Source organism: Pseudomonas sp. ZS1P83, assembly GCF_054897825.1.
On the sequence record NZ_CM142706.1, the window covers coordinates 1,648,246 to 1,671,130 of the forward strand.

22 protein-coding genes and 4 pseudogenes are annotated in these 22,885 nt (G+C 55.9%); 17 read left to right on the top strand and 9 right to left on the bottom strand.

Features of this window, described 5'->3' with window-relative positions:
* Window positions 1–22: 22 nt before the first annotated feature.
* Window positions 23–559 carry a cupredoxin domain-containing protein gene (locus ACYZT0_RS08060; protein WP_462045368.1) on the bottom strand — a complete coding sequence of 179 codons (537 nt, stop codon included), beginning with the start codon at window positions 557–559 and terminating at the stop codon, window positions 23–25.
* A gap of 396 nt (window positions 560–955) precedes the next feature.
* Here ACYZT0_RS08060 and ACYZT0_RS08065 point away from each other — a divergent pair, with 396 nt between their 5' ends.
* The 5 genes and pseudogenes from ACYZT0_RS08065 to ACYZT0_RS08085 form a co-directional block, all read left to right on the top strand.
* Window positions 956–1,645: a heavy metal response regulator transcription factor gene (locus ACYZT0_RS08065; RefSeq protein WP_462045369.1), complete on the top strand. Its 690-nt coding sequence runs from the start codon at window positions 956–958 to the stop codon at window positions 1,643–1,645.
* Window positions 1,642–3,030 (top strand): heavy metal sensor histidine kinase, encoded by a 1,389-nt coding sequence (locus ACYZT0_RS08070; protein ID WP_462045370.1) that lies wholly within the window; start codon window positions 1,642–1,644, stop codon window positions 3,028–3,030. The genes ACYZT0_RS08065 and ACYZT0_RS08070 overlap by 4 nt, the downstream gene beginning before the upstream one ends.
* Before the next feature lie 370 nt (window positions 3,031–3,400).
* Window positions 3,401–3,784, top strand: a complete 384-nt coding sequence (gene copC / locus ACYZT0_RS08075) for a copper homeostasis periplasmic binding protein CopC (protein WP_462045371.1) — start codon at window positions 3,401–3,403, stop codon at window positions 3,782–3,784.
* 3 nt (window positions 3,785–3,787) lie between these two features.
* Entirely contained in the window at window positions 3,788–4,726 is a 939-nt protein-coding gene (gene copD / locus ACYZT0_RS08080; protein WP_462045372.1) for a copper homeostasis membrane protein CopD, read from the top strand.
* Window positions 4,693–5,196 (top strand): annotated as a pseudogene (locus tag ACYZT0_RS08085) (hypothetical protein); the annotation flags it as partial. The gene copD and the pseudogene ACYZT0_RS08085, both read left to right, overlap by 34 nt.
* 72 nt (window positions 5,197–5,268) lie before the next feature.
* Here ACYZT0_RS08085 and bamE read toward each other — a convergent pair.
* Window positions 5,269–5,501: pseudogene (gene bamE / locus ACYZT0_RS08090) on the bottom strand (outer membrane protein assembly factor BamE domain-containing protein); the annotation flags it as partial.
* Window positions 5,502–5,514: 13 nt separating this feature from the next.
* Window positions 5,515–5,754, bottom strand: coding sequence for a hypothetical protein (locus ACYZT0_RS08095; RefSeq protein ID WP_462045373.1), 240 nt, complete (start codon window positions 5,752–5,754; stop codon window positions 5,515–5,517).
* A gap of 170 nt (window positions 5,755–5,924) precedes the next feature.
* On the opposite strand from ACYZT0_RS08095, the gene ACYZT0_RS08100 reads away from it, so the two are divergent.
* The 5 genes from ACYZT0_RS08100 (at window position 5,925) to ACYZT0_RS08120 (ending at window position 9,976) form a co-directional block, all read left to right on the top strand.
* Window positions 5,925–6,143: a hypothetical protein gene (locus tag ACYZT0_RS08100; RefSeq protein ID WP_347804835.1), complete on the top strand. Its 219-nt coding sequence runs from the start codon at window positions 5,925–5,927 to the stop codon at window positions 6,141–6,143.
* A 70-nt stretch (window positions 6,144–6,213) separates the two neighbouring features.
* Entirely contained in the window at window positions 6,214–6,549 is a 336-nt protein-coding gene (locus tag ACYZT0_RS08105) for a hypothetical protein (protein WP_462045374.1), read from the top strand.
* A gap of 186 nt (window positions 6,550–6,735) precedes the next feature.
* The gene (locus tag ACYZT0_RS08110; protein WP_462045375.1) at window positions 6,736–8,025 is read left to right on the top strand and encodes an NAD(P)/FAD-dependent oxidoreductase; all 1,290 of its coding nucleotides are present in this window, start codon (window positions 6,736–6,738) and stop codon (window positions 8,023–8,025) included.
* A gap of 25 nt (window positions 8,026–8,050) precedes the next feature.
* A complete protein-coding gene (locus tag ACYZT0_RS08115) occupies window positions 8,051–8,605 on the top strand; it encodes a helix-turn-helix domain-containing protein (protein WP_462045376.1) in 555 nt (184 codons plus the stop codon).
* A 24-nt stretch (window positions 8,606–8,629) separates the two neighbouring features.
* Complete coding sequence (locus tag ACYZT0_RS08120) at window positions 8,630–9,976, top strand: glutamine synthetase family protein (RefSeq protein WP_462045377.1); 1,347 nt, start codon at window positions 8,630–8,632, stop codon at window positions 9,974–9,976.
* A 267-nt stretch (window positions 9,977–10,243) separates the two neighbouring features.
* Here the strand turns inward: ACYZT0_RS08120 and ACYZT0_RS08125 are convergent, their stop codons facing one another.
* On the bottom strand, window positions 10,244–10,876 hold the full coding sequence (locus ACYZT0_RS08125; protein WP_462045378.1) for a response regulator: 633 nt from the start codon (window positions 10,874–10,876) through the stop codon (window positions 10,244–10,246).
* A 32-nt stretch (window positions 10,877–10,908) separates the two neighbouring features.
* Window positions 10,909–12,276, bottom strand: a complete 1,368-nt coding sequence (locus ACYZT0_RS08130) for a cache domain-containing protein (protein ID WP_462045379.1) — start codon at window positions 12,274–12,276, stop codon at window positions 10,909–10,911.
* A gap of 243 nt (window positions 12,277–12,519) precedes the next feature.
* Here ACYZT0_RS08130 and ACYZT0_RS08135 point away from each other — a divergent pair, with 243 nt between their 5' ends.
* Together ACYZT0_RS08135 and ACYZT0_RS08140 are read left to right on the top strand one after the other, a co-directional pair.
* The gene (locus ACYZT0_RS08135; RefSeq protein ID WP_462045380.1) at window positions 12,520–14,577 is read left to right on the top strand and encodes a carbon starvation CstA family protein; all 2,058 of its coding nucleotides are present in this window, start codon (window positions 12,520–12,522) and stop codon (window positions 14,575–14,577) included.
* A 14-nt stretch (window positions 14,578–14,591) separates the two neighbouring features.
* Window positions 14,592–14,789, top strand: coding sequence for a YbdD/YjiX family protein (locus tag ACYZT0_RS08140; RefSeq protein ID WP_458287054.1), 198 nt, complete (start codon window positions 14,592–14,594; stop codon window positions 14,787–14,789).
* Between the two features lie 99 nt (window positions 14,790–14,888).
* On the opposite strand, the gene ACYZT0_RS08145 is transcribed toward ACYZT0_RS08140, so the two are convergent.
* The 3 genes from ACYZT0_RS08145 to ACYZT0_RS08155 form a co-directional block, all read right to left on the bottom strand.
* A complete protein-coding gene (locus ACYZT0_RS08145; protein ID WP_462045381.1) occupies window positions 14,889–15,602 on the bottom strand; it encodes a metallophosphoesterase in 714 nt (237 codons plus the stop codon).
* A 139-nt stretch (window positions 15,603–15,741) separates the two neighbouring features.
* Window positions 15,742–15,939 (bottom strand): hypothetical protein, encoded by a 198-nt coding sequence (locus ACYZT0_RS08150; RefSeq protein ID WP_462045382.1) that lies wholly within the window; start codon window positions 15,937–15,939, stop codon window positions 15,742–15,744.
* Window positions 15,940–16,352: 413 nt separating this feature from the next.
* Window positions 16,353–17,027 carry a polysaccharide lyase family 7 protein gene (locus ACYZT0_RS08155; protein ID WP_462045383.1) on the bottom strand — a complete coding sequence of 225 codons (675 nt, stop codon included), beginning with the start codon at window positions 17,025–17,027 and terminating at the stop codon, window positions 16,353–16,355.
* 348 nt (window positions 17,028–17,375) lie between these two features.
* On the opposite strand from ACYZT0_RS08155, the gene ACYZT0_RS08160 reads away from it, so the two are divergent.
* The 4 genes and pseudogenes from ACYZT0_RS08160 to ACYZT0_RS08175 all read left to right on the top strand — a co-directional run bounded on the left by ACYZT0_RS08160 (window position 17,376) and on the right by ACYZT0_RS08175 (window position 21,381).
* On the top strand, window positions 17,376–18,311 hold the full coding sequence (locus ACYZT0_RS08160; RefSeq protein ID WP_462045384.1) for a Ppx/GppA phosphatase family protein: 936 nt from the start codon (window positions 17,376–17,378) through the stop codon (window positions 18,309–18,311).
* An 81-nt stretch (window positions 18,312–18,392) separates the two neighbouring features.
* Window positions 18,393–18,752 (top strand): annotated as a pseudogene (locus tag ACYZT0_RS08165) (ParA family protein); the annotation flags it as partial.
* 268 nt (window positions 18,753–19,020) lie between these two features.
* Window positions 19,021–20,118: a carboxynorspermidine decarboxylase gene (locus ACYZT0_RS08170; protein WP_462045385.1), complete on the top strand. Its 1,098-nt coding sequence runs from the start codon at window positions 19,021–19,023 to the stop codon at window positions 20,116–20,118.
* A gap of 27 nt (window positions 20,119–20,145) precedes the next feature.
* On the top strand, window positions 20,146–21,381 hold the full coding sequence (locus ACYZT0_RS08175; RefSeq protein WP_462045386.1) for a saccharopine dehydrogenase family protein: 1,236 nt from the start codon (window positions 20,146–20,148) through the stop codon (window positions 21,379–21,381).
* A gap of 43 nt (window positions 21,382–21,424) precedes the next feature.
* Here the strand turns inward: ACYZT0_RS08175 and ACYZT0_RS08180 are convergent.
* Window positions 21,425–21,622 (bottom strand): annotated as a pseudogene (locus ACYZT0_RS08180) (hypothetical protein); the annotation flags it as partial.
* Window positions 21,623–22,009: 387 nt separating this feature from the next.
* On the opposite strand from ACYZT0_RS08180, the gene ACYZT0_RS08185 reads away from it, so the two are divergent.
* Entirely contained in the window at window positions 22,010–22,885 is an 876-nt protein-coding gene (locus ACYZT0_RS08185) for an alpha/beta fold hydrolase (RefSeq protein WP_462045387.1), read from the top strand.

Here is a 22,885-nt window from a genome sequence, read left to right on the forward strand (position 1 = left end):
GGTGTTAGCAGCCAGCTCTGGCTTATTTCAGGTCAAACTGACCGACCATCCCTGACTGATAATGCCCGGGCACGTTGCAGGCAAATTGAAGCCCAGTGCTGTTGTTGAAGGTCCAGATCAACTCCTGGGTTGCGCCTGGCTGGATCAGGACGCTGTTCGGGTCGTTGTGTTCCATTCCGACCATCTTCATTCCACCCATGCTGTGGCCCATGTCGCTCATCGTTTTCCCGGTACCGGTGGGGTTAAGCGTCCCGTTCTGGAACATGCTAGCCATTTCTTTTTGGTGCGCTGCATGAGCAGCGGCTTTGCCGATGTTGAACTCGTGCAGCATCGAACCCTCATTGCGAAGGATAAATCGAACGGTTTCACCAGGTTTTACGTCGATGCTTTCAGGCTTGAAGAAAATATCACCCATCTCCACCTCCACCGTACGGGTAACCTCAGAGGCGACTCCAGGCTGGCCGATGTCCTCTTTCCCATGACCTACGCTGGCCATGGCCGTAGCACCGAATAGTAGGGTGATTGCTGCGATGACTGGGGTAACAAGCTTAGCGTTCATGGTGACCTCGAGAGTAAGTGGGAAACACTGGCTATGCTAATGATGCGGAGCTGCCAGTAAACTGACCTGAACACTACATTTCTGTCAGTTTTCGAAATAAATACGGCGTCAAGATGACGCCCTGTTATCACGCTCTAACCAGAAAATGCGTTGAGCACGAATTACTGATGGCACTCTGAGAGCATCATTTTGTGCTCCCGCTGCATTTGGCTTATGGAATTGATTTCCGGCTCCCATACCATGCTGAAGAGTCGGTCGAGCAAAAGTGCTCATGTGTGAACCCTAGACAGCGCTCGCTGACATCTACCTGAAGCCAATATTACTTTTCTGTCAGTTGCTGGTTAGCTGGTGTGTTTCGTTGCAGACTTCGCTTCATCATTATTTGAGAGCCCCCCCATGAGACTTCTGGTTGCTGAAGACGAACCCAAAATAGGTATCTATTTGGAGCAAGGACTCACGGAGGCGGGGTTCAATGTGGATCGCTTTACCAATGGCAAAGAGGCGCTTCAGCACGCTTTGAGCGAGGCCTATGACCTGCTGATTCTAGACGTCATGATGCCTGGGCTGGATGGCTGGGAAGTACTTCAGAAGGTTCGTGCATCCGGAAAAGATGTTCCCGTGCTCTTTCTCACGGCGCGAGACCGCGTTGAAGATAGAGTGAAAGGACTTGAACTCGGGGCAGATGATTACCTGATCAAACCCTTCGCATTTTCTGAACTGTTGGCTCGCGTCAGAACGTTGCTGCGTCGGGGTAACAGCGCTCCCTCGCAAACCTTTATGAAATTGGCTGATCTGGAGGTGGACCTGCTCAAACGTCGGGCCATTCGTGGAGGCAAGCGCATAGACCTTACGGCCAAAGAGTTTGCGCTGCTTGAGCTGTTGCTACGTCGTCGAGGGGAGGTGCTGCCGAAATCACTTATCGCCTCCCAGGTTTGGGACATGAACTTCGACAGCGATACCAACGTTATCGAGGTCGCGGTAAGGAGATTGAGAGCAAAAATCGATGATGATTTTGAGGTCAAGCTGATTCACACCGCGCGGGGTATGGGTTACATGCTCGACTCGCCTGATTCGGAGTCGCAATGAAGCGAATGTCCCTGACGACCCGCATGAGCCTAATGTTCATGCTTGCTGTAACGGGCGTGCTCACGGTTGCCGGACTCAGTTTCAACAATCTTAGCCGGCATCACTTCAAGATGCTGGATCAGCAGGCACTGAACGAAAAGCTCCACTCGACGCAAAGAATTCTGGCCGGGTTGAACAGCATTGATCAATTCAGCGATTTTAAGCCTGAACTGGAGGCGTTACTGGGTGCTCACCGTGATTTGACTGCCCTAATAATCGATGGTGACGGCAAGCTGATGTTTGCTGATCCCGGCCCGGTTGATCTTCCAGATGAGTTCCGCACGACCCCAAACAACAACGTCTGGGAGTGGCGAAAGCAAGAGCAGATGTTCCGTGGCGTAACGGCACAAGCTGTTGTGCCAGGGCAAGACAAACCGTTGACCGTCATTCTGATCTTTGACGTTACTCAGCATATGTCCTTTTTCGAGACGCTTGAACGATGGTTTTGGATAGGGCTGGTGATCAGCGCATTAGTCAGCGCTGCCCTCGGTTGGGTGGTCGCAAGCAGTGGTATGCGACCCATTCACCAAGTCACACGGGTCGCTGCCTCAATGTCAGCTAAATCGCTCAAAGAGCGCATTCCCCTAGCTCCCGTTCCCAAAGAGCTTCAGCAGATGGTGCTGTCATTCAACGCAATGTTGTCCAGGCTGGACGATGCGTTTGTCCGTTTATCGAATTTTTCTGCGGACATTGCTCACGAATTACGAACCCCCGTCAGCAACTTGATGACCCACACGGAAGTGGTGCTTTCAAGAAAAAGGAATATCGAGGACTACGAAGACAATCTGTACTCTAATCTTGATGACTTGAAGCGTATGAGTCGGATGATTGATGACATGCTTTTTCTGGCGAAATCAGACAACGGTCTGATCACGCATGAGAACAAACCAATAGACCTGGTGGAGGTCGTAGAAAAATTGCTTGAGTACTACCGCTTGTTGGCTGATGAGCGAGGTATTGAGCTCACGGTTTCAGGAAGGGGCAGTGTCCGAGGCGATGTTCTAATGCTTCACAGAGCGATTTCTAATCTGCTCTCAAATGCGCTGCGCTACACCTCTGAAGGGAAGTCCATTAGTGTCGATATCCAACAGAAGGAGAGGTCGGTAATGGTCGTCGTGGAGAATCATGGAGAACCCATTGCCCCAGAACACCTTGAAAAGCTATTTGATCGTTTTTATCGCGTGGATCCAGCTCGGCGAGAAGGCAGTCCAAGCAACGCGGGGCTAGGGCTGTCGATTACCCGATCAATTATTGAAGCGCATGATGGCAAAATATGGTGTACGTCATTCGATGGGAAAACGGCCTTTCATCTACAGTTTCCGAGTGTTGACTTGAAAATGAGCTAAACGACGTCGTGTTTGAGATCAGGGTCGACCGCTCAACCTGTGACCCGCGTCCGCGTGCGTCAGCTTTAAATGAGCGAAAGCCCCGATATAACAGGCTTGCAGCCTCCTTTTTACGTCTTGTTACCCCGTCAATCCACGGCCAATGCCCGCGCTCAAGCTGACTGAAATGTAATCGAACAGTTTGCGTTCGTGTGGCATCGTGTTCCTGCATTGTGACGTTGAGATTCCAGTAAGTTTTCCGTTCTCGCGGCCTCAGGGTACGGAGACTACTCGCTATTTCATCAGTGGTTTTGGACAAGAAACAAAAACTAAAAACTAGATATTCCCAAACAAACCTCGAATCAACAGCTCTTGCTGTGAGGAGTCTTGCATGTCATTTCTTAAAACTACCACCGTAGCTGTTGCACTTACCGCGGGTTTGCTTCTGAGTGCACTTGCTCAAGCACATCCAAAGCTTCTTTCTTCCACTCCGGCAGAAGGCTCGGATGCGGCGGCCCCTTCGAAAATTGAGCTGCATTTTTCTGAGAATCTTACGACTCAGTTTTCCGGTGCAAAACTGATCATGACCGATATGCCAGGGATGCCGAACTCTCCAATGGGTGTTAAGGCAGCCGTCGCTGGTGGTGGTGATCCGAAAACGATGGTGATTACACCGGCAGCACCTTTGACCACCGGTACTTACAAAGTCGAATGGCGTGCCGTCTCCTCGGACACTCACCCGATCACCGGCAACTTCTCATTCAAAGTGAAATGATTTATGAGCGACTCAATAAACATTGTGGTTCGCTTTGCTCTTTATTTTGACCTGATGTTGCTATTCGGTTTGGCAATTTTCGGCTTGTACAGCCTCAGGGGAAAGGAAAGAGTATCGGGCACGGTCTTGAATTTTGAGTCGCTTCTTTACGGTACTTCCGTTGTAGGTGTAGCTCTGTCCCTCACCGCCATGTTGTTGCTTGCGAAAGCAATGAGCGGCGTGTCGGAGTTTATGGAGCTCCATCACCATATTTTTCAAATGGTCCTCATGGGAACCGACGTCGGGTTGACCTGGATGGTCCGAATAGCTGCGTTGGTGATGGCAGTCATTGGCGTCGCTTTAAATAAGCGACATCCGACATTAAGTCTCTGGATCGTCACCGTTTGCGGAGCAATTGCGTTGGGTACGTTGGCATGGACGGGGCACGGCGCGATGGATGAGGGAAGCCGCCGCTACTGGCATTTTATAACCGATATCTTCCACCTATGGGCCGCAGGTGGCTGGTTGGGCGCGCTAGCAGCATTTGCCTTACTACTGCGTTTGAAATCGCTCAAAAGCGATCAAGAGGCAGAAATTCTTGCTCGGGTACTGACTGGCTTTGAATCGGCCGGCGCAGTGATTGTTGTGATCATAAGCGTCACGGGCGTAGTAAATTACCTGTTTATCGTTGGGCCAAATCTCGATGAGGTGATGCTTAGTAATTATGGCCAGCTGCTATTTTTGAAGATCTTGCTCTTCGCTGGGATGATCGTATTAGCCACGCTTAACCGTTTTCACCTTAGTCCGGTATTAGAACGGTCAGTTCGAAACGGAGAGTATTCTGTCGCGGTCAATGCTTTGCGCCGCAGCATGACGCTCGAATTTACAATGGCAATCATCATAATTTGTCTCGTCGCGTGGCTAGGCACCTTAAGTCCGGAAATGGAAATGAGCTCGGAATAGAGCCGGTCACCCTTGGTGATGTCGCCACGATCCAGCTAGGGCCGGAAATGCGTCGCGGCATCACCGAACTCGATGGCGAGGGCGAGACTGTCGGCGGCGTGGTGATTTTGCGCAGCGGCAAGAACGCTCGCGAGACTATCGGCACTTGATGACCGAAGCAGCGGTGGAGGTCGGACCAGCACTGTTTTTCTGCCTGCTGATCATCACCCTGTCGTTCATTCCGGTGTTCATGCTGGAAGCTCAGGAGGGACGTCTAACACGACTTTGGTAAAGCGGGTCGTGCTGAAACCGCCACTGACCCGGCACCGTTGGAGATGTTCGAAACCACGATCCAGTTCAAGCCACATGAGCAATGGCGTCCAGGCATGACCCAGGAAAAGCTTTTGGAAGAGCTGGACCGCGTGGTGCGTGTACCCGGCTTGACCAACATCTGGATACCCCCAATTCGTAACCGCATCGATATGCTGGCGGTGGAATTGGCCGGCGCGCTAAGTCGCGCACAACGAGTTAGGCTAGGTTAACAGTTAGTTAGGTTCTAAAGCATTGTACGTTTGCTGATGGCCGGCCTGCGTAGCTTGTAGTCAAAGCAAGTGCCAGGCTCAACGGTGCGATTCATTACCGATAAAGGCTGGCCGCCGATCTGTTGGACTTGATCCTTGCTCATGCCGGTTTCGACCTTTGCGACCAACGGTTGATCCCGATAGACGCGCACCTCGGTGCTGCAGCCACCCGACGCTGCCAGTACGACGGCCAGCGCGCATAGAGGGCTGTTCATGGCAACGCTCCTGCTAATGAGCTTTCGTTCGAGTGATAACCTTGGCTTTCACTTCCTCGGCATAACCCTTCAGTCGGTCTTCATCTCCCTGAAACAAATCGCACAGCTTTTGGGCTGCTTGCGCATCCACATCATTGCCGGCCTGGCGTAACTGCTCTGCGATGCGCAAAAGCTCTACCGCTGACCATCTCAAATCCGACGCAACGCCTTGCAAGTCACGCCGAAGTTCGTTTTCAGATTCGTTGAGCCACATGATGACCTCCTGAAAGTCTCTGCTACGAAATTTTAGTCCCATTTGCCAAGTCAGGGCGTTTCGTTCGTCCGGGCCGTTGGTGTAGCCTTTTGTCGGGAAAATGAACGCGAACGAGCAGATCTGATGTCGTAGTGAGGTAGTGAATTTTCGCCAGGGCGAGGCAACTTCCAATGACCACCACCGATGACTTTCGATTTCATGCCCATGAGCTGATGGTTGACATGGACGCGGCTACCACGGAAATGATGAAACTGATTTCCGCACATCAGCTGAGCGGCCCGGAATGGGAGCGGGTCACTCAATGGCAGCATGAAGCGTACGAAAGATGGATGACCTATCTCAACGAGAGGTCATACCCGGATCCGGGCGATAACAACGCGCCTCGCTGAGTGCTGTTCGGTGGATGGATGTCTGGCCAGCGACGCGCTACATTCCTCTTTTTCAGGATAAGGAAGCGTCATGCACAAGTTGATTGGGGGAGCAGGGTTGGCGTTGCTGGCAGGCTGTTCGTTGCCCGCTTCTTTGGTGCCTGGTGAGCCAAATGTCAGCAAGTACAGCAACAAGGTGCCAAAAGACTATGCCGCGTGCGTTCTGCCGGCGTGGCAGCAGGAAATACCCAATACAACCCAATCAGCGATTTCCAACGGCTACAGGATCAAGGCACCGAGCATCATCACGGCCGACGAGATCGTGGATATTGTGAAATCGAAGGATGGCAGTCACGTATCGCTTTATCAGGGGCCGCCCTGGGCGAAATCAGGGGCGCTGCGCAAGGCAGTGCGTGACTGCCTGTAAGGTTTAGCCGGTGATTGCTATCGCCTGAAACGTCGGCAGCGTTGCTTTAATAACGCTGTCTGTTTAAAAAATCCCGCCCGGGTTCTCTTGGGCGGGATTTTTTTTTGCGCCTTGAACGGTTGCGGGCGTGAAATTTAACCTGTACTTTTTCATGAAATTAAAAGTATAAAAATTCACGAGGCCCGCATGTTTCAGCAATCTACCCAGCACGTCTCCAGCTATTACGCCCACACCTGCGCGGATCGAGTGTTGGATCGAGTCCCTTTGCAGGGCGAGCAGGACACTGAAGTGTTGATCATCGGGGCCGGCTTCAGTGGATTGCATACGGCGTTGCGTCTGGCCCTGGCCGGCAAACGCGTGACCTTGCTGGAAGCCAGTCGGGTGGCCTGGGCCGCCTCGGGCCGCAATGGCGGTCAGGCCATTCTCGGTTGGTCGTGTGACATGCCGCCGTTGGAGGCGGCGCTGGGTTATGAGCGCGCGCGCCGGTTATGGGACAGCATGCGCTGGGCAGCACGAGAGTTGCGAGCGTTGCCCGCACGCCATGATTTCGACTGCGACTATCGGCCCGGCCACCTCTGGACGTCGGTGATGCCGCGACGGGTGAGTCTGCTGACAGAGTGGCAACACGAGGCCAGCCACAAGTGGGGCCACGATAGTTTGCAGTTCATTGCGCGCGAGGCGTTGCCGGAATGGGTCGCCAGTGACCGCTATCAGGCGGGCCTGTTTGATCCTGAAGGCGGGCATTTGAATCCGCTGAAACTGGCGCTCGGGCTGGCTGCCGCGATTGAACGTGCCGGTGGATGCATTCATGAACACAGCAAGGCGCTGAGTTATCGCGAAGAAGGCGATCGTTATGTGGTCACCACTGAGCGCGGACGCATTCAGGCGGACGTGTTAGTGCTGGCGTGCAACGCCTATCTGGATCGGCTTGATCCGAAACTATCGAGTTGCGTGTTGCCGGTCGGCACCTACCAGGTGGCCACCGCGGCACTTTCAGAGAAGCAGGCGAGCGCGTTGCTACCGAACAATGTGTGCGTCACCGACAACCAGTTTGTCCTTGATTATTTCCGCCGTACGCCGGACAACCGCCTGCTGTTCGGCGGTGGCTGCACGTATCTGGGTGGCATGCCGAAGGACATCGCGGCCGCGACGCGGCCTTATCTGGAGCGCGTATTTCCCCAGCTCAAGGGCGTCGAGCTGGATTTTGCATGGGGAGGACACATCGACCTCACCCTCAAGCGCACGCCAGACATCGGTCGACGTGGGGATCTCTACTGGCTACAGGGTTACTCCGGGCACGGCGTGCTGCCGACATTAGCCGGGGCCCGCGCCGTGTCCGACGCGATACTTGGCCAGCCGGATGAGCTGGCGTTGTACCAGGGTTTGATCAACGGCAGTTTTCCCGGTGGAAAGTATTTGGCAGCACCGCTGGAAGCCATCGGCAAGGCCTGGTATCGGCTGCGCGACAGCCTTTGAAGCATCAATTTCTGGAAGCCTTTAGATGGACATGCAAGAAGAAATCTCGGCGCTGGCGATCTTGATCCAGGACCTGCGCAAACACAAAAAATACACGCTGAAAGACTTGGCGGACAAAATCGGTCGTTCGGTCGGCTTTCTCTCGCAAGTCGAGCGGGGGCTGTCGCGTCCCACGGTGGCGGACTTGACCGCCATCAGCGAAACCCTTGGCGTGCCGACCACTTATTTCTACAGCTTGCCCAAGCCTATGGCATTGCCTTGGGTAACCCGCCCGGATGAGCGACGCACGCTGTATTACGCCGACGGGATTACCGACATCCTCGTTTCTCCAAAGATGAGGGCGTCCTTTTCAATGCTTGAAAGCCAACTGGAGCCCGGCGCCAGCAGTGGCGATCGGCACATGAATGACAGCTCGGAGCAGGGTGGGTATGTCCTTGAGGGGGAGCTGACGCTGTGGCTGGATGACAATCAACCGGTGACATTACGTGCCGGTGACAGTTTTCAACTGGCCAGTCACACGCATTGTCGTTACGGCAACCGCTCGGATCAGCTCACCCGAGTGCTCTGGGTTTACACCTGATAAAAACAACAAGGAACACTAACGATGGATGCTGTCTGCTCTGATCTGGTTGCTGAGGTTCGCGCGTTTCGCCAGCGCTTCCCTGAGGTGCGTTACGTTGACCTGATTTCCCTGGATATTCCCGGGCATTTTTACGGTAAGCGCTACCCGATAGAAATGCTCGAGAAGGTTGCCGCAGGCAGCGTGCTCAAGCTGCCGCAAAACTGTGTGTTGCTGGGCACGCAGGGCGGTCTGTTCAAAATCGGCGACTACTGTTTTAACGACGGTGATCCGGATGCTCCCCGCCGACTGGTGCCCGGCACGCTCAAACCAGTGAGTTGGGAAAAGCAACCGCTGGGGCAGATGCTGATTACCTCAAGCGGTACTGAAAAGCCAATCGTCTTCGAGCCACGCGAAGTGTTGGCGCAGGTGCTCGAGCGCCTTGGCCGAAAAGGGATTTTCCCCGTGGTCGCGTTCGAGCTGGAGTTCTATCTGTTCGATCGCCAGCTACGTGACGGCTTGCCACAGTTCCCTCGCGATCAGCTGACGGACGATGCCGATGATCAGCCGAATATGCACATCGAACGGCTGTCGAGATTTTCACCGGTACTCGCTGACATGGTCGAGACCGCGCGGGCGCAAGGCATCGACGCCACGGTGATCACTGCGGAGCTGGGCCCAGGCCAGTTCGAGATCAATTTTGGTCACCTTGACGACGGCCTGCGTGCGGCCGACTGGGCGGCCCTGTTTTGCCGCAGCACACGAGGGGTGGCGCTCAAGTACAACCACCGCGCCAGCTTCATGGCCAAACCCTATTTGCAGCACCCCGGTAGTGGCATGCATGTGCATGTGAGCCTTTATGACGAGGCCGGAAATAACCTGTTGGCGGCTGACAATCAGCGGGCGCTGCGCCATGCGGTGGCCGGCTGCCTTGAAGTGTTGCCGCATTGCATGCCGATCTTTGCACCGAATCACAACGCAATGCGTCGCTTGAGCGGCACGGTGAACGTCGCGACGCGCGCCAGTTGGGGGTTTGAAGATCGTGACGCTTGCCTGCGGGTGCCTGAATCGGACGCTAAAAATCTGCGCATCGAACATCGCCTGGCGGGCGCGGATGCCAACCCTTATCTCGTGTTAGCGGCGATTCTGGTAGGGCTGGAGCAAGGGCTGGAAATCGGTCGTGAACCGATTGCATCTCTCAACGAAGATCGTGACAGCGGTATCGACTTCCCGCTGGAGATGTTGGAGGCCGTGCGATCCATGCAAAAAAATGCGCAGCTGCGCGAAGGTTTGGGTGCGGAATTTGTGGATGTCTACTGCGAAAACAAGCGCCAGGACCATTTGGCATTCCTGCAGGACATCAGTGCGCGAGAGTATCGCTGGTACCTGTAAATCAGCCCTTGCCGGCGCTCGTCCATAAAAAATGTGTGGATATTTAATGAGTTAGACGTTTTAGTAACTGGATAGTGAATCAAAATATCTTGTTACAGGCAGAAGTATTAAGTAATATTCGCCCCGCGTTCACCACCACGGTTTATGCATTTTGAGTCCCAGGCGTCCATCAGCTGCCTGGGATTTTTTTTGCCTGAAATTCGGGCCGGTGCGCGCAACTTGCTCCAGCGCAGGACCAGAATCACAGCGGCCAATGATCCCTGTCCGCTACCGAGAGATGATCCCGTGATCAATCGCGTATTTGACCAGGGCCGCCGGTTTGTCGATGTTGAGTTTGCGACGGATGCTCAGGCGATGGGTTTCTACCGTCCGGACGCTAATGTCCAGTTCGCGGGCCATCTCCTTGTTGTTCAGCCCCTGAGCCATCTTGTACAACACCTGGCTTTCGCGCGGTGTCAGCTCGTTGTCGGTACTTTTATCGGCGATGAGCCGCTGGGCGATCTCGGCGCTGTAGAACGTCCCGCCACTGACGATGGCTTCGATCGCCGCAATGATTTCCCGCGACGGTGAGTTCTTCAGTACATAGCCGCTGGCACCCGCGCGAACGGACTCACTCACGTATTCATTGTTGTCGTACATGCTGAGCACCAGCACCTTGAGCGACGGGTACTGGCTGCGTAACACCCGAGTCAGCTCAAGCCCGTTCATGTCCCGCAGGCTGATGTCGACCAGCAACAGGTCCGGCTGGCAGCGACCGACCATTTCAATGGCCTGCGCGCCACTCTCGGCTTCGCCCACCACTTCCAGGGGGGCCATGACCGCCAGCAGCGCTTTGATGCCGTCGCGGACCAGGGCGTGATCGTCGACCAGGGCGACGCGGATCGGGTAGGGCAGGCTCATCGCGGCATTCACTCTAGTTGTTGTGGGGCGCGTCAGCGTTTTGCGCCGGGCACTTTCATCGGCAGCAGAACGTCCAGCTCACTTCTTCCCGGCATCGAGATCAGGTCGAATCGTCCACCAAAATGCTCGACACGCTCACGGATATTACGCAGGCCAATGCCCGCATGACGACGTTCGACCTGAGCGACGTTGAAACCGATACCGTCATCGACCACCGTCAACCGTACGGACTCTTCAGACCCGTGCAGGGTAATGGAGACGTTTTTAGCCTGGGCGTGTCGTTCGATATTAGTCAGGCCTTCTTGCACAATCCGGAACAGTGACACGGCTGCGCCATCGACCAGGTGACAGTCGAATTCATTATCGTCGTAAGTCACCTTGAGACAGCTGCGCTGCTCGAATTCTGCGGCGAGTTGACCGATCGCCGCCGGCAGGCCCAAGGTATCGAGCAGCGACGAGCGCAGGTCGTGAGAGAGGCTGCGAACCTCGCCAATCGCTTCCCCCAGGCGTTTCGTGGCGTCCCTCAGCGTGCTCAAACCCTTGTCTTGTGCTTGCCCGTTCTCGAGCAGATGGCTGGCCAGCTCGAACTGAAATTTGATGGAGACGAGCAGTTGGCTGATGCCGTCGTGCAGTTCACGGGAAACCCGGGATCGCTCTTCCTCCTGCAAGCTGACGATACGCTGAGTCAAGCGCTGAAGTTTTTTGTCGGCCAGACGATGCTCGCTGACGTTGAGCGTCATGCCGCTGGCGAAGACAAACAGCACCGCCACGAGGGCCACCGCGGCAATCGCCAGCATGGTTTTACGAATGCCTTGGGCCACTTCGTCACGCGCCTGTTGGGTCGCGCGCTCAACGTCTTCAAGGTAAATGCCGGTGCCGAGCATCCAGCCCCAACGATCCAGCATCACCACATAGGCAAGCTTGTCGGTCACTTGGCCGGAAGAGGGTTTGTTCCAGGCGTAGCGTTGAAAGCCTTCGCCTGATTGCGCACTTTGGAGCAACGCCTGGATCACTGGCAAACCGTGAGGGTCCTTCATGTCCCACAGGTATTTGCCCACCAACTCTGACTGGCGCGCGTGCATCAGGCTGCGACCTTCGTGGTCGTAGACGAAGAAATAGCCATTGATGCCAAAACTGAGCTTGCGCAGTTCTTCCAGCACTTGTTGCTGTGCGTGTGCGTCACCGTGGCCGTCGTCGTACAGCGGCTCGATCAGGCTTTGCGCCATTTCGACGTAGTTCTTAAGTTCTGCGCGCTTGCTCGCCAGAATGCTGTCTTCGATCAGTTGCGCCTGTTGCTCACCCAGTTGTCGGTTCATCGAAATCACCAGCGCGCAGATGACAGCGATGGCCAACACCAGCGGCAGAATCCCGAGCGCGACGATTTTGTGTTTGAGCTGCATCTCTGCTCCTGTCCGGACCGAGGGAAGGCGAAGGCCCGGCATCATATGCCAAAGATACGCGCGTCCAGTAGCGGTGCTGGACGGGATGACCAACCGTCTACGTAGAACTACGTAGACGCCGCGTACGTAGTAACGCGGATTTATTTGTAGACGGTATGCGGGGATATTGGGCCAGCTCCGCACAGCGGACACAATTATAAAAATTACCGCCGCAGTCCACTGGCTGTCGGCAGGAGACACGCTATGCCCCGTCTGGCTAAACACCTCGCCTGGTTTGCCGTGGCTGTCCTGGGAGCGTTTGCGCTAAGTGTCGTGGCCCTGCGCCGCGGCGAAGCGATCAATGCCCTCTGGATCGTAGTCGCAGCAGTCGCTATCTATCTCGTCGCTTATCGTTACTACAGCCTGTTCATCGCCAACAAGGTGATGCAACTCGACCCCAATCGTGCCACGCCCGCTGTCGTCAACAATGACGGTCTGGACTACGTCCCGACCAACAAACACATCCTCTTCGGTCACCACTTCGCCGCCATCGCTGGCGCGGGGCCGCTGGTGGGTCCGGTCCTGGCGGCGCAGATGGGCTATTTGCCCGGTACGCTTTGGCTGATTGCCGGCGTGGTGTTGGCCGGTGCCGTTCAGGACTTCATGGTCTTGTTCATGTCCACCCGCCGCAACGGTCGCTCTCTGGGCGACATGGTTCGTGAGGAAATGGGCCGCATCCCCGGGACCATCGCGCTGTTTGGCTGCTTCCTGATCATGATCATCATCCTCGCAGTGCTGGCGCTGATTGTGGTCAAGGCCCTGGCCGAGAGCCCGTGGGGTATTTTCACGGTGATGGCGACCATCCCGATCGCGATGTTCATGGGCATCTACATGCGCTACATCCGCCCGGGCCGCATCGGCGAAATCTCCGTGATCGGCGTGTTGCTGCTGCTGGGTTCGATCTGGCTGGGCGGGCAGATTGCCGCTGATCCGGTCTGGGCCAAGGCGTTCAGTTTCACCGGGATTCAGATTACCTGGATGCTGATCGGCTACGGTTTCGTCGCAGCGGTATTGCCGGTGTGGCTGATCCTGGCGCCGCGTGACTACCTGTCGACCTTCCTTAAAATCGGCACCATCGTGGCCTTGGCGATCGGCATCCTGATCACCATGCCCGACCTGAAAATGCCGGCGCTGACCCAGTTCATCGATGGCACCGGACCGGTGTGGAAGGGCGGGCTGTTCCCGTTCCTGTTCATCACCATCGCCTGTGGCGCGGTGTCGGGTTTCCATGCGCTGATTGCTTCCGGGACCACACCGAAGTTGCTGGCCAGCGAAGGCCATGCCCGTTACATCGGTTACGGCGGCATGCTGATGGAATCCTTCGTGGCCATCATGGCCATGGTTGCCGCGTCGGTGATCGAGCCTGGCGTGTATTTCGCCATGAACAGTCCGGCGGCGATCGTCGGCGGTGACGTGGTGGCGGTGGCACAAACCGTCAGTAGCTGGGGCTTTGCAATTACCCCGGAAGCTCTGCAAGCGGTGGCCAAGGACATCGGGGAAACCACCGTCCTGGCCCGAGCCGGCGGTGCGCCGACCCTGGCGGTCGGTATCGCGCAGATCCTGCACAGTGTCCTGCCGGGTGAAAACACCATGGCGTTCTGGTACCACTTCGCGATCCTGTTTGAAGCGCTGTTCATTCTGACCGCCGTCGACGCCGGGACCCGTGCCGGCCGTTTCATGCTGCAGGACTTGCTCGGTTCCTTCGTGCCGGCGCTGAAACGCACCGAATCCTGGACCGCCAACCTGATCGCAACCGCAGGATGTGTGGCGATGTGGGGTTACCTGTTGTACCAGGGCGTGATCGATCCGCTGGGTGGCATCAACACCTTGTGGCCGCTGTTCGGTATCTCCAACCAGATGCTGGCCGGTATCGCGCTGATGTTGGCGACCGTCGTACTGATCAAAATGAAACGCCAACGCTACGTCTGGGTCACCATGTTGCCAGCGGTATGGCTGCTGATCTGCACCACCACCGCCGGTTTCATCAAGCTGTTCGATGCCAATCCGGCGATCGGTTTCCTGGCCTTGGCCAGAAAATACAGCGATGCCCTGGCCAACGGTCAGATCCTCGCCCCGGCCAAGGACATCACCCAGATGCAGCACGTGATCTACAACGCGTACACCAACGCAACATTGACGGCGCTGTTCTTGCTGGTGGTCTTCAGCATCCTGTTCTTTGCACTGAAGGTCGGTATCGCCGCTTGGGGCACCAAAGAACGTACGGATAAAGAAGCGCCATTCCAGGCTCTGCCGGACGCGTAATCGAGGATTGCACCATGTTCAATGACCTGAGTCGCCTCGGTAAATACCTCGGTCAGGCCGCGCGCCTGATGGTCGGGATGCCCGACTACGACAATTACGTCGAGCATATGCAAACCAAGCACCCGGACAAACCGGTGATGAGCTACGAGGTGTTCTTCCGGGAACGCCAGGAAGCTCGTTACGGTGGCAAGGGTGGGCCGAAGTGCTGTTGAGGGTCGGTGGCAGTGATGCCACTTAATCGCTAATAAAGAACCCGGCTGATGAGGCCGGGTTTTCTATTAAGTGAATACCATTGGCCGATCCGTATTTAGTCAGGAGGCGGGGATGGTTTCGAGCGTTTCGAGATTCAGCAGGGTGAAATAGCCACGGTCCGGCCTCCAGCCAGCCGTATCGATGTGAATCACATTGCCAAGGCTGACAGGCATAAGAAGCGGGGTATGCCCTACGACGAGTGCGCGCAGGCCATCAACGCCATGCTTTTGCATCTGATCGATCCGCCTTCGTGACCACATGCAGTCGTGCTGGACCGCCTGCAACTGCTCCTTGCTTTCTGGCGATTCCAGTTCCTTACGCAACTGTTTCCATGATGGAAATGGACAATCGGCGTGCACGATGCCGATCAGGCCGTATGCTGTTTCGACTTCGATCGCGATAGGGAGCTTGGCGAACTGCGCCGCGAATGCTTGCTTCTCGAACGGCGACAGGTCCGTGAACCATGAACCGCCGTTGCCGATCCAGCTGTCGAAGTCGCAGGTATCGAAACACACCACGTAGTCGTCATGGTTGCCCCGCACTGGGTGGAACCATGGTTTGTCCAGCCAATCGAGCACGTCACGGCACTCGGGCCCACGGTCAATCAGATCGCCAACACTGAACAGGCGATCTACTGAGGGGTTGAGCCCGACTGCATCCAGAGCGGCCTGCAACCGAGTGAAATGGCCATGAATGTCACCGACCACGAAATCTCGGCCGGCAACGTTTGCGGCGAAGCGCTTCACGCGCGGCATCTCAATAGCTTCGAGCATGGGAATACCTCTCCCGCAGCTCCCCAACGGGCTGGTAGTCAGTTGAGTTTAGGCCAGGAAGTGCTGGTCGACGATTACCGTGACGGCAAGAAGACTCTTACCGCCTGCGCGAGGCTTCCAGGATCCAGCGCGGTGAGAGTCAGTAGCCAGTTGCTTGCCCGAAGTGGTTGTCCTGCACTCCGGCGATGAGGTGCAGGGGCACATGTTGCGTATCAATGGATGGGACTTCGAAAGTTTCCACTATTTGGGTGTGGCGCTCACTTAGCCCGGTCGACTCTTCTACAAGAGCCTTAGCCATTCTCGCGTGGTTCGCTGCGATTTCATTGAGAGTTGACACGTTACATCTCCCGGTGACTGACCAAGCGCTTCGCTGGAGTCCTTAAGCGTTAATTAAAGTGCCGCCGCGTCAGAATTACGTCGTTCTGGGGCCGCTACGAGCGTCTTGTGCAAACCTTAAGCCAGGAATTGTCAATAAATTCGCGCCACCTTTCTCATGCGACGAATGGTTGCCCGAGGCTTTCGCGTCCTTTAGCTGGGATATTTCCTGAGCCTATAAGGCCGGCTGAAAAGGTGATTAGACGTGCAGCCGTTGTTTTGCTCTAACTGCTCGCGCACCAAGGCATTGGGCTCATTGATCCTCTTTCGCTTGCGCAGGCTGATCCTTTCCGCATCCCGCTACACCCTGTTGCCAAGGTGCAGCAGTGATGCTTCCTTGCAGCCTGTGTCGCTAGTCAGGCCGAGTAGGTGGTATCAGGCGTGAGTGATGGACAGATCGCTGATGACGCAGACTGAACCGTCTTCCGGGTCCGTGGTTTCGGAGTAATCGATCTGGTTGTACACGCCACCGTGGAAGGCGAGTGTTTTCGTGTCCCAGGTGTTGTCGAGGCGCATGATCGCCGAAGTCGATTTGACGCCGTTACAGCTCGCCGATACGGAGACAGCACCGCTCGAATTGGCGTGAATGTTGATTTTGAAAGGTGCACCGAGCGGTACATTCTCCAAAATCGTCGAGTTGACCGGGTCGTCCTGAAGGTAACTCGATCGGAAACCCATGGTGATTTTTCCTTTGTTCCAGAACACCTTTACCGGAGGTCGCTCTGAATCCTTCACATGAATCTGGCCGATCACAACTTTCTGCAGCGAGTTGACCTTCGTCAGTCGCATTTCTTGTCGGTTCCAGTGGTCCGCGGCGCTGGAGAATAGCCAGTAACCTGGCTCCTTCCACTCGCAGCGAGTCCGTTGTGTGCTCTTGCTCGAAGCTCCAAGTGTCGGCGCCGTCATCTGCAGCGATCCATCGTCAAGCATCGTGACGACATCAGGGCATTCGATTAGCGCACGCCAACCGATGAGCTCAAGCGCAATCGGATTGGTGTCGGAGATTGGAAGCGGGGTAGCGATGGTGAAGTTGCTGATGTCTACAGTCATGGTTTTTGCCTCATTCCATTGATGTCGTTTTTGCCTTATTGATACTGTTTGGATATACAGTAGTCTGGGCGTGGCGATTGGGCAAGGGGTAGGCGAGGATTTATCGTTTTGTAGGTATGTTCGGTCGGAGGGGCGCCGCAGGAAGGGGTAAAACGGGCTGAGCACGCAATACGATGGGCTAAGTGTGCCGCAGGTTAATGCGGCACTGATGGATCACATTCTGCTTATTCTGCGACAGCTAGAGGGCGTCATCTTAGCGTCATCGAACCCATGGCAAGATCCTCGCAAACCGTCTGGAGCGCTCAGCAGGTATCCATCTGCTGGTTGATGAATTTGCAAGGAATCCCCATGAAAGGAGACGCCTCCCTGTTTGCAGCCATTGATCTTGGTTCCAATGCGTTTCGCATGATGATCGGCCAGTCAGTCAGACGGAATCAGGGGTTTGTGATCCAGGAAGTAAAAACCTTGCGTGAGCCTGTCCGTTTGTCGGAAGGGTCTCAAGGCAGAGCGCTAGACGAGTTGGCTCTGGATCGGGGATGGCAAGCGCTCGCACGATTTGGCAAAAAGTTACGTGGTTTCGAGGCCGGTCGTGTGCGGGCAGTGGCGACCAGTGCCGTGCGCGAAGCCGACAATGCTCAACTGTTTTTAGCCAGCGCGGAGCGGCACCTGGGTTTTCGTATAGACGTAATCTCTGGGCATGAAGAGGCCCGACTGGTGTACGCCGGTGTTGCCCATACGATACCCGGTACAGAAAACAGGCGACTGGTCGTGGATATCGGTGGCGGCTCCACTGAATTGATTCTGGGGCAGGGCGCTCAACCTCTGTTGACCGAGAGTATTGCCATTGGCAGCGGTACCTTCGGCGCGCGTTACTTTCAGGGGGGCTGTATCACGGCTCAGACGCTTCTGGAGGCTGAGCGGGTAGCTACTCTGCAGTTTGAAAAAGTGGCGCGTCGTTATCGTGCGCTGGGTTGGCAGCAGGTGATTGGCTCTTCAGGCACCGCACGAATGCTGGCCAAAGTACTCAAGGCCAACGGGTTGAACGACTATGGCCAAAGCGGCATCACCTACAGCGGCCTGTTGCGCTTGTCGTTGCACCTGCTTGAAGTGGGGCATGTCAAACAGCTCAGACTGGCGGGTTTGCAAAGCCATCGACTGAGCATCTTGCCTGGCGGTCTGGTGCTCATGCTGGCGGCATTCAAGGTGTTTGGTGTCTCGCATATGACGCCTTCCGAGCCGGGCTTGAGGTTCGGTGTTCTTCATGGACTGATGTGTAAACACTGATCAACCCATAGCAACCTTGCAGAGCAGGAACCCGCTTTACAGAGCGTAAGCGTATAAAACTCAGGGAAAGACATGATGTCCAGTGTGTCGGCGCTGATTGCCGCTGACCGCTGTTTGATCCCTTTCGATTGCGACAGCTTTTCTCGCCAAGCGATTTACGGTGTGCTGAGAGAAATCGAGGAGATCAAAAGTGATCATAACGAGAGGCTGGAGGTCGAGGGCATTGTCGTTAACCAATTCCAGGCTCGCAGCGCACAGCCGCAACGGCTGCTCGACGAGCTGATCGCCGAGAACATGCCGGTGTTGTCTGCGTATCTGATGAGTTCGGTGAAAATGCGTGAGTCGCACCAGGCCAGCAAGCCATTGATCTATCTGGAACCGCAACACAAGCTGACCCGGCAATTCGTGGAGCTGTTCAGTTTGCTTGAAAGCCAGGCCTGAACGGGGCGGCTGCCCGTCGGCTAAGATTACGGTTCCAACACGCCGAGATCGAGAGGCTGGAACGTCAGAGAGTTACACAGCCGTTGACTACGCATGGAGAGGGATCTAGTGGCAAAGGCAGCGCCATGTACGACGCCCCACAGTGCAACATGCTCTCGGTCCAGTTCAGGTTGACTCAACGAGCAGCGCGTTCTGCTCTTTCGATATGCAGTCAGTGAAGGCACAATGCGCATCCTTTTTTGGTTGGCCTTGCCGGAGGCGCCTCGAAATGATCAAAACGCCGTACTACCTCATCGACAAGCAAAAGCTGCTGGCGAACATGCAGAAGATTGCCTATGTGCGCGAACAGTCCGGGGCCAAGGCCCTGCTGGCACTCAAGTGCTTCGCCACCTGGTCGGTGTTCGATCTGATGGAGCAATACATGGACGGCACCACGTCGTCATCGCTCTATGAGCTCAAGCTCGGACGACAGAAGTTCGCTGGCGAGACCCACGCCTACAGCGTGGCCTGGGCCGACGACGAAATCGAGGAGATGCTCGACAACTGCGACAAGATCATCTTCAACTCCATCAGCCAGTTGCAGCGCTACACCGAGGCTTCAGCAGGCAAGGTGCGCGGTCTGCGGGTCAATCCGCAGGTGAGCAGCTCGGATTACCTGTTGGCCGACCCGGCGCGGCCGTTCAGCCGTCTGGGCGAGTGGGACCCGGTGAAGATCGAGCAGGTCATCGGCCAGATCTCAGGCTTCATGTTCCACAACAACTGCGAGAACGGCGACTTCGGCCTGTTCGACCAAATGCTGTGCACCATCGAAGAGCGATTCGGACATCTGCTACACAAGGTCGAGTGGGTCAGCCTCGGTGGCGGCATTCACTTCACCGGTGAAGGCTATGCGCTGGATGAATTCTGCGCGCGCCTCAAGGCCTTCTCGCAGAAATACGGCGTGCAGGTCTACCTGGAGCCGGGCGAAGCCGCCATCACACAGAGCGCGTCGCTGGAAGTCACCGTGCTCGACACCCTCTACAACGGCAAGCACCTGGCGGTCGTGGACAGCTCTATCGAAGCACACATGCTCGATCTGCTGATCTATCGCCTGAATGCCAAGCTGGCGCCCAGCGAAGGGGAGCACACCTACATGGTGTGCGGAAAATCCTGCCTGGCCGGAGACATTTTCGGTGAGTATCAATTTGATCGCCCGCTGGCCATCGGCGATCGGCTGTCGTTCATCGACGCCGCGGGTTACACCATGGTCAAGAAGAATTGGTTCAACGGCCTGAAAATGCCATCCATCGTGGTGAAACAACTCGACGGTAGTGTCGAGGTGGTTCGTGAGTTTGGTTACAACGACTACATGTCCAGCCTTTCGTAAGCTGGCTGAGAAGGAGAGAGAGAAAAATTGAAGAAGAACGTGCTTATCATTGGTGCAGGAGGTGTCGCCAAGGTGGTGGCCCACAAGTGCGCGCAGCACAACGATGAACTCGGTCGTATTGCTATCGCGTCGCGCAACATCTCCAAGTGCCAGGCCATCATCGACAGCGTCAAGGCCAAGGGCAGCCTCAAAGTGCCCGCCGATATCCAGGCCTACTCGCTGAACGCCATGGATGTCGAAGCGACCAAGGCGCTGATCCGCGAAACCGGATCGCAGATCGTCATCAACGTCGGTTCCGCATTCCTCAACATGTCGGTGCTGCGTGCTTGCATCGATACCGGCGTGGCCTACCTGGACACCGCCATTCACGAAGAACCGGGCAAAATCTGCGAGACGCCGCCCTGGTATGGCAACTACGAGTGGAACCACCTCGAGGAGTGCAAAGAGAAGAACATCACCGCCATTCTCGGTGTGGGTTTCGACCCGGGTGTGGTCAACGCCTATGCAGCGCTGGCGCAGCAACAGTATTTCGACCGCATTGATTCGATCGACATTCTTGACGTCAATGCCGGTACCCACGGCAAGTATTTCGCCACCAATTTCGACCCGGAAATCAACTTCCGCGAATTCACCGGTCAGGTGTGGAGCTGGCAGAACAGCCAGTGGACGAGCAACACGATGTTCGAAGTCAAACGCACTGACGACCTGCCGGTCGTAGGGGCGCAGAACCTGTACCTGACCGGCCACGATGAAGTGCACTCTTTGTCGAAGAACCTCAACGTGCCCAACGTGCGTTTCTGGATGAGCTTCGGCGAGCACTACATCAATGTGTTCACCGTACTCAAGAACCTTGGCCTGCTCTCCGAGCAACCGGTCAAGACCGCTGAAGGCCTGGAAGTCGTGCCGCTGAAAGTGGTCAAGGCCGTGCTGCCTGATCCGAGCTCGCTGGCCCCAGGCTACACCGGCAAGACCTGCATCGGCGACCTGGTCAAGGGCACCAAGGACGGTCAGCCGCGCGAGGTGTTCATCTACAACGTGGCCGATCATGAGGAGGCCTACGCAGAAACTGACAGTCAGGGCATTTCCTATACCGCTGGCGTGCCGCCCGTGGCTGCAGCCTTGCTGGTTGCCCGTGGCGAGTGGGACGTGCAGCGTATGGTCAACGTCGAAGAGCTGCCGGCTGAGCCGTTCCTCAAGGCGCTGGACGTGATGGGCCTGCCAACCCGCATCAAGGATGAGAATGGAGACCGGCCCTGGAGCTGAAACACCTGAGGCTCGCAACAACAGGTGAATCTCGTTTCCCGCTCTATACGCCAAAACGCCGCTCTTTGAGCGGCGTTTTGGTTTGTGCGTAATTTGAAGCTATCTCCAGGGTTTTCCATAGCTCCAGCATGGTCGGGTTTTGATTGGTTTTGGAACAGTACGAGCGTATTTCAAGCTGCGGGCTCCACTCGCGGCCACCGGCTCTGACCAGTTGTCCGCGCTCCAACACCTCTGCAACAGCGCACACGGCCGAAGCCGCCTACGGGCGGTTTTTTTGCAACTGTAATTCCGGGATCTGAGCCCGTTCAACGCGTAGGGGTCGACGCAAAAACTCGTCTGCGTTCTTGCAGACAGAGAAATCCCTGCTTAACTCTGAACTGCTGGTCAGCCAGTGACTCAGTGGTCACGGCTGCCATCGGAGCACCCTCGCGCTGTTTTTGCTTGCTCGTGTTGCCAGTTTGTGCCCGAGGAGGCCTATGCGTTGACGCTTGAAAACCACCCTGAGTTATTAATGTATTGGCCTGGCATTTCACTGTCAGGTCCACGTGTTGTGCTTTCTGCGATAGGGCCCTGTGGGCATCTCTCACGCTGTGCGCTTCAGTCCAATGGGTTCAAGGAAGGAAATGACATGATGCCGAAAACTGCCATCGTCGAGATCTGCGGGAAGTACAAGGTTTATACCGAGCACTATCTCAACACCGCCGCTGACAAGACCATCATTCTGGTCAACGGCTCGCTGGCAACAACCGCATCCTTTGCCCAAACGGTGCGTTATCTGCAGCCGCAATTCAATGTGGTTCTCTACGACCAGCCCTACGCCGGTCAGTCGAGGCAACACAATCTCCACTGCCAACCGATCCGAAAGGAAGACGAGGCAGTGATACTGCTGGAATTAATCGAACACTTCTGTGCGCACCACGTGCTGTCCTTTTCCTGGGGCGGCGCGGCTACCTTGTTGGCGCTGGCCCAGCGGCCGCGACGAATCGAGAAGGCGGTGATCAATTCATTCGCAGCGCGGATCAATACGCCGATGCGCGATTACCTGGAAAGCGGCCTGAACCATCTCCAGGCCTGCGACCGCCTCAATGTCGGTCGCTTGATCAACAGCACGATCGGCAAACACCTTCCATCGCTGTTCAAACGCTTTAATGACCGCCATATCAGCAGTCTGGCCGAGCACGAGTACAGGCAGATGCATTTCCACGTCAATGAGGTGCTGACCCAAGACACCCATTGCTACGTCGCCTGTGTCGGGGCCATCGAAATCCCGTTGCTGTTTGTCAACGGCGAATGGGATGAGTACACCTCGGTAGAAGACGCCTGGCTTTTTGCCGATCATGCCCCTCAGTCCCAGTTCCATACCATCAAGAACGCCGGGCACTTCCTCGATATGGAACACCCGGCGGCCTGGCATGACACTCGGCAGGCCTTGCTCGGTTTTCTGCAGCCGGCTTCCAGGACGCAGGGCCGTGTTGCCTCAGATATCCAGGTCAATCACGTATGA